Consider the following 4,852-nt stretch of genomic DNA (forward strand, 5'->3'; position numbering starts at 1 on the left):
CGATGTTATGGCCGTCAAAAAGGTGAAGGCACATTATGAGGTCAATACGAGTAAGGGGGATTTTACTTGTGAACATGTGATTGTTGCTGCAGGCTTATTCAACAACCCATTTACGCCTGACATCAGTAAAAAGCTGCCAAAAGACATCCATCAAATGCATTCAATCAACTATCACTCTCCCAAGGACTTGATTGAGGGTAACACCTTGGTCGTTGGAAGTGGTCGGTCTGGCGTTCAAATTGCACTTGAAATCAGGCAGCTTCATTCCAGTGAAGTCTACCTTTCTGTGGGTAGTCTAACCCCATTACCAACGATTTATCGAAATATCAATGGTGTTTACTGGTTAAATCGTTTATCTGGTTATCATAAGGGAAAGGCATTTCTGCCCTATAAATTTGAAGATCTTCAAAATGATAATATCATCAACAAAATTAATCAGACCTTGCTCAATTGCCAAAGGGAAGGGGTTCAGATTGTTGGTAGGTTTACAGATGTCAATGAGGGCAAGTTTATATTTGCAGATTCGCTGAAAAACTCCTTGCTGACTGCTCGTCAAAAACTCTATGAAGTTGAGGCCAAGATCGATGCTTTAATCCATGACTACAACCTAGTGGTAGATAAGGCACAGGTTGAATTTGATTTTGAAGAAATCGACCCACATGAACATGATCCCATTTTATCCATACCGATTGAGGATGCCAATATTAAGAATATTATTTGGTGCACAGGGTACAGACCGGATTATGCCTATCTCAGCCTAGATATTTTAGATGACAAGGGGTATCCCGTTTTTGATGAGATGGGTAAAACAGCTGAAAATGTCTATTTTTGTGGTATGGGTCTCTCGGTTGATAAGAAGGAAGCCTCTTCTTTTGGAGTGGGTTTATATGCCGTCAATGAGTCCGCAGAACGTGTGGTTGAACAATTAATCCTAAATTTAAAGAAATAGGGGGGGAACGTTTTGAGCATTGCTAAATCATCTTTAAGGAAAGAAAGTCTTGAAAAGGTAAATGGACAGGTTATTTATGGAAATGATATCATATCACCTCAAATGCTTCATGCTGCGGTTAAAGTAAGTCCTCATGCGTATGCTAAAATCGAAAAGATCCATATAGAAACAGCCCAAAATTCTGTCGGGGTAAAGGCAATCCTGATTGGGGATGACTTCAATACGAATTTGGGGCTTTATTTATGCGATAAACCACCTATTGCAAAGGGTTATGTTAAACATCACGGTGAAGTGGTGGCACTTGTAGTTGCTGATACCTATGAAAACGCTTCTAGGGCTAGGGATTTGATCAAAGTGGACTATGAGGTTTTAAAGCCAATCCTATCACCCATGGAAGCACTTTCTGAAGGCGCGCCTTTGATCCATCCAGACATGTCTACTTATAGTCATATTTCCCCGATTCATCCTGAACCGGGAACCAATATCGCCAATCGAACTAAAATTCGCAAGGGCGATATAGACCATGGCTTTAAACAATCCACCCATATTGCTGAAGTTACCGTGGAAATTCCACCCGGTGACCATGTGGCCATGGAACCAAGAGTAGCAATTGCAGAAATAAGGAAAAACGGGGAAGTGTATATTGTTTCTTCTACCCAGGCACCTTTTGTGGTGAAGGGGCTTATGAGTACCTTCTTTGATATCCCTCCAGGTAAGTTAGTGGTAAAAGCGCCAATGCTTGGAGGCGGGTTTGGTGGTAAGGCTGGTATTCAGCTCGAGGGCCTGGCTTATCTTGCATCCCTTAAAGTAGGCGGGAGACCGGTTAAACTCGTCAACTCACGTGAGGAGGATTTGTTGACCTCACCTGGACATATTGGCTTAGAGGCAAGGGTCAGAATTGGTGTGGATGCCCAATATAAGATACAGGCAATGGCACTTGATTATCACTTCAACAGTGGTGCTTATGCTGATTATGCGGTGAATATTTCAAGGGCAGCAGCGATTTCATGTACAGGACCTTATTATGTGCCAAACATCAGGTGCGATTCACTTTGTGTTTACACCAATATGCCTTTTGCAACAGCATATAGGGGGTTTGGACATATAGAAATGGCTTTTGCCATAGAACGGGCAATCGATGAACTTGCAAAAGAGATAAATGTGGACCCATATGAAATCAGAAGACTCAACGGGGTTAAAAAAGGTGATACGACACCGGTGCAGAGCCTACTTGCTGAAAGTACTGGCGACATTGCAGCGTGTTTTGATAAGGTTAATGAAGTGCTTGGTGGTGACATTGACAAGGTGGTGCGCGTTGATCAGCACTTGATAAGGGCAAAGGCCATTACAGGACTATGGAAAGCGCCTGCCATGCCTACCAACACAGATGCCGGTGCTATATTAACCTTTAACAGTGACGGTAGCTGTAACCTTAATACAGGTGTGGTTGAAATTGGACAGGGCACAAAAACAGGGCTCGCTCAAATTGCGTCAGAAATGTTGGGCTTACCACTTGAAAAAGTTCACGTTCAAATGGAAGTGGATACACGAATTTCACCAAGCGATTGGGCAACGGCTGCGAGTAGGGGCTTGTTCATGGCAGGCAATGCAGTTGTAGAAGCCTGTGAAGATGCCATGGTACAAATTAAGGAAATCGCGTCTCAAGTCCTTAGAGTGCCACCGCATGAGTTGGTCATAAAAAATGAGCGTGTCTATCTTGAAGAGGATACAGAGTGTGGTTTAGCGCTTTCGCAAGTGGTTCTGGGCTATGTATATCCAAATGGCAATGCCATCTATGGACAAGTCATCGGTCGAGGACGCTATATTGCAAGGCACTTAACGGATATTGATGAAGCCACTGGTGAAGGACACCCTGATCTTGAGTGGACCCTAGGTGCAGAAGGGGTGGAAATCGAGCTTGATAAAAGAACAGGAAGATATAAAATCCTTAAATCCGTATGCTGTATAGATGTTGGTAAAGTTATAAATCCCCAGATTGCCAGGGGACAAATTGTTGGTGGCATGGCCATGGGAATTGGTTATACCACTATGGAGGGCTTCTCTTTTAATGACAGGGGACAAGTCCAAAATAGTGCCCTTAGGGATTATAAAATCATGAGAATAGATGATGCACCTGAATATGAGGTGTATTTTATAGAAACGCCACAGCTAGACGGTCCATTTGGGGCAAGGGGACTAGGTGAACAATCCGTCATCGGTATGCCGGGAGCGGTCAGCAATGCCTTGTCAAGAGCCATTGGCACGAGTATGAATCAAATCCCTATTACACCTGAAAAGCTGTTAAATTCAATTAAGGCTAAAGCTCAAGGGGAGGTGTCTCATGAACTCTAATCCATTTACTTATTACAAACCAGATTCTAAAGAAGAATTGGTTCACTTAATTGACGAACTGGTTGATCTCAAGATAGCCTATGCACTATACGCAGGGGGCACGGAACTTGTGACCATGTTTAGACAGGGAAAAGGTCTTGTGGATGCCGTAATTGACTTAAAGGGCATCTCTGAACTGACCAAAGTCACTAAATCAGAGAATTCAGTTGTCATCGGTGCAGCCGTTCCGCTTAATGAAGTGATTGAATCTGTTGATAACGCAACAATACAAGAGGCATTAAGGGCCATTGCAGATCATACAGTTCGAAACAAACTTACTATTGGTGGTAATATATGTGGGCGCTTACCTTATAGGGAGGCGATTTTACCCATGCTTTGCAGGGATGCTGAAGTGACGATACTTGAAAAGGGAAACCTAGTAGCATACCCGATTGATAAGATCTTTGACAAACGCTTAAAGCTAAGTCCAAATGCTGTGCTTTGGACGATAAAGATAAACACTCAGGATATGGTATATGAAAAAAGCCAAAGGTATTCAGCAACTACTGAGATCGACTATCCGATTGTACATCAGTATGTGGCAATTGATGAAGAAAAAGTGAAAATCGCTTTATCTGGTTATTCCAGTTTTCCAATTTCTTCGAGTTTTGATTTTAACAAGCTCAAAGCATCTGGTGAGAGACTTGCCTTTCTCATGACACCATTCGTCGAACATGCCAAATCTGATGACCGCAGTTCAGCTGATTACAGACTTTCACTTTTAAAGGTTTGCATGGAAGATGTTCTGGAAGAATTGTCGGTTAAGATGGGCCTAAATGACGGGGAGGGACAAAATGATTAAATATCAGGGATTAATTGAAATTGATCTAATGGTCAATGGTAGTCTAGAACGCGTTAGCCTTTATCCGCATGAAACCTTACTAAATGTCCTCAGAGAAAAAATTGGATTGACTGGCAGTAAGAAGGGGTGTGAGAATGGGGACTGTGGTGCCTGCACGGTACTGCTTGATGGTCTTCCTGTGAAATCCTGTATGGTCTTAGCAGTGGAAGTGGGTCAAAAGGCTATTACCACAATAGAGGGACTTGAGGATACGGTGATTCAAAATACATTTATTGAGGAAACTGGCTTTCAGTGCGGTTTTTGTACAGCCGGCTTCATCGTCAACAGTTTTGCACTTCTAAATTCAAAACCTCAAGCTGATGAGGCAGAAAAGAGAACTTGGTTAAAGTCCAATTTATGTAGATGCACAGGCTATGAAGGCATCATAAATGCCGTGAATAAAGCTCAAGAAAAAATTGCTCAAAAATAAAGTGATGAAAGGCGAGCATTAATCATGGAGGAATAGCGTCAATCTTGAAGGGCTATCGTCAATCGTGGAGGACTAGACTTGGTTTGTCGCTTATTTGTACGACATTTAAAACAGCTGTTTCAGAAGAAAGGGATCTTTCACTAAAACAGCTGTTTTTATCTATTTAGAGGGTCTATAAAGTGCTAACTTGAACTTAAATAGCCCCCTTGTCTTTAAGGGCAGCAATTTCTTTATCGGTCAA

Annotated in this window: 4 protein-coding genes; all 4 read left to right on the forward strand. The window is 42.3% G+C overall.

Annotation, left to right across the window (positions count from 1 at the left end; translation table 11 throughout):
• Positions 1-949 (forward strand): NAD(P)-binding domain-containing protein (locus AC220I_RS18095; protein ID WP_486725271.1); only part of this gene is annotated, 949 nt, incomplete at its 5' end.
• A gap of 12 nt (positions 950-961) precedes the next feature.
• The gene (locus tag AC220I_RS18100; RefSeq protein WP_486725272.1) at positions 962-3,301 is read left to right on the forward strand and encodes a xanthine dehydrogenase family protein molybdopterin-binding subunit; all 2,340 of its coding nucleotides are present in this window, start codon (positions 962-964) and stop codon (positions 3,299-3,301) included.
• Positions 3,291-4,142 carry an FAD binding domain-containing protein gene (locus AC220I_RS18105; RefSeq protein ID WP_486725273.1) on the forward strand — a complete coding sequence of 284 codons (852 nt, stop codon included), beginning with the start codon at positions 3,291-3,293 and terminating at the stop codon, positions 4,140-4,142. Before AC220I_RS18100 ends, AC220I_RS18105 begins: the two co-directional genes overlap by 11 nt.
• Entirely contained in the window at positions 4,135-4,611 is a 477-nt protein-coding gene (locus AC220I_RS18110; RefSeq protein ID WP_486725274.1) for a (2Fe-2S)-binding protein, read from the forward strand. Before AC220I_RS18105 ends, AC220I_RS18110 begins: the two co-directional genes overlap by 8 nt.
• Positions 4,612-4,852: the final 241 nt, after the last annotated feature.

The sequence above is a fragment of the Fusibacter sp. genome (assembly GCF_057447755.1).

What these genes read in the sequence shown, in the direction of transcription:
- AC220I_RS18105 (WP_486725273.1), top strand. Translation starts at nt 3,291, where the DNA reads ATGAACTCTAATCCATTTACTTATTACAAACCAGATTCTAAAGAAGAA.
- AC220I_RS18110 (WP_486725274.1), top strand. Translation starts at nt 4,135, where the DNA reads ATGATTAAATATCAGGGATTAATTGAAATTGATCTAATGGTCAATGGT.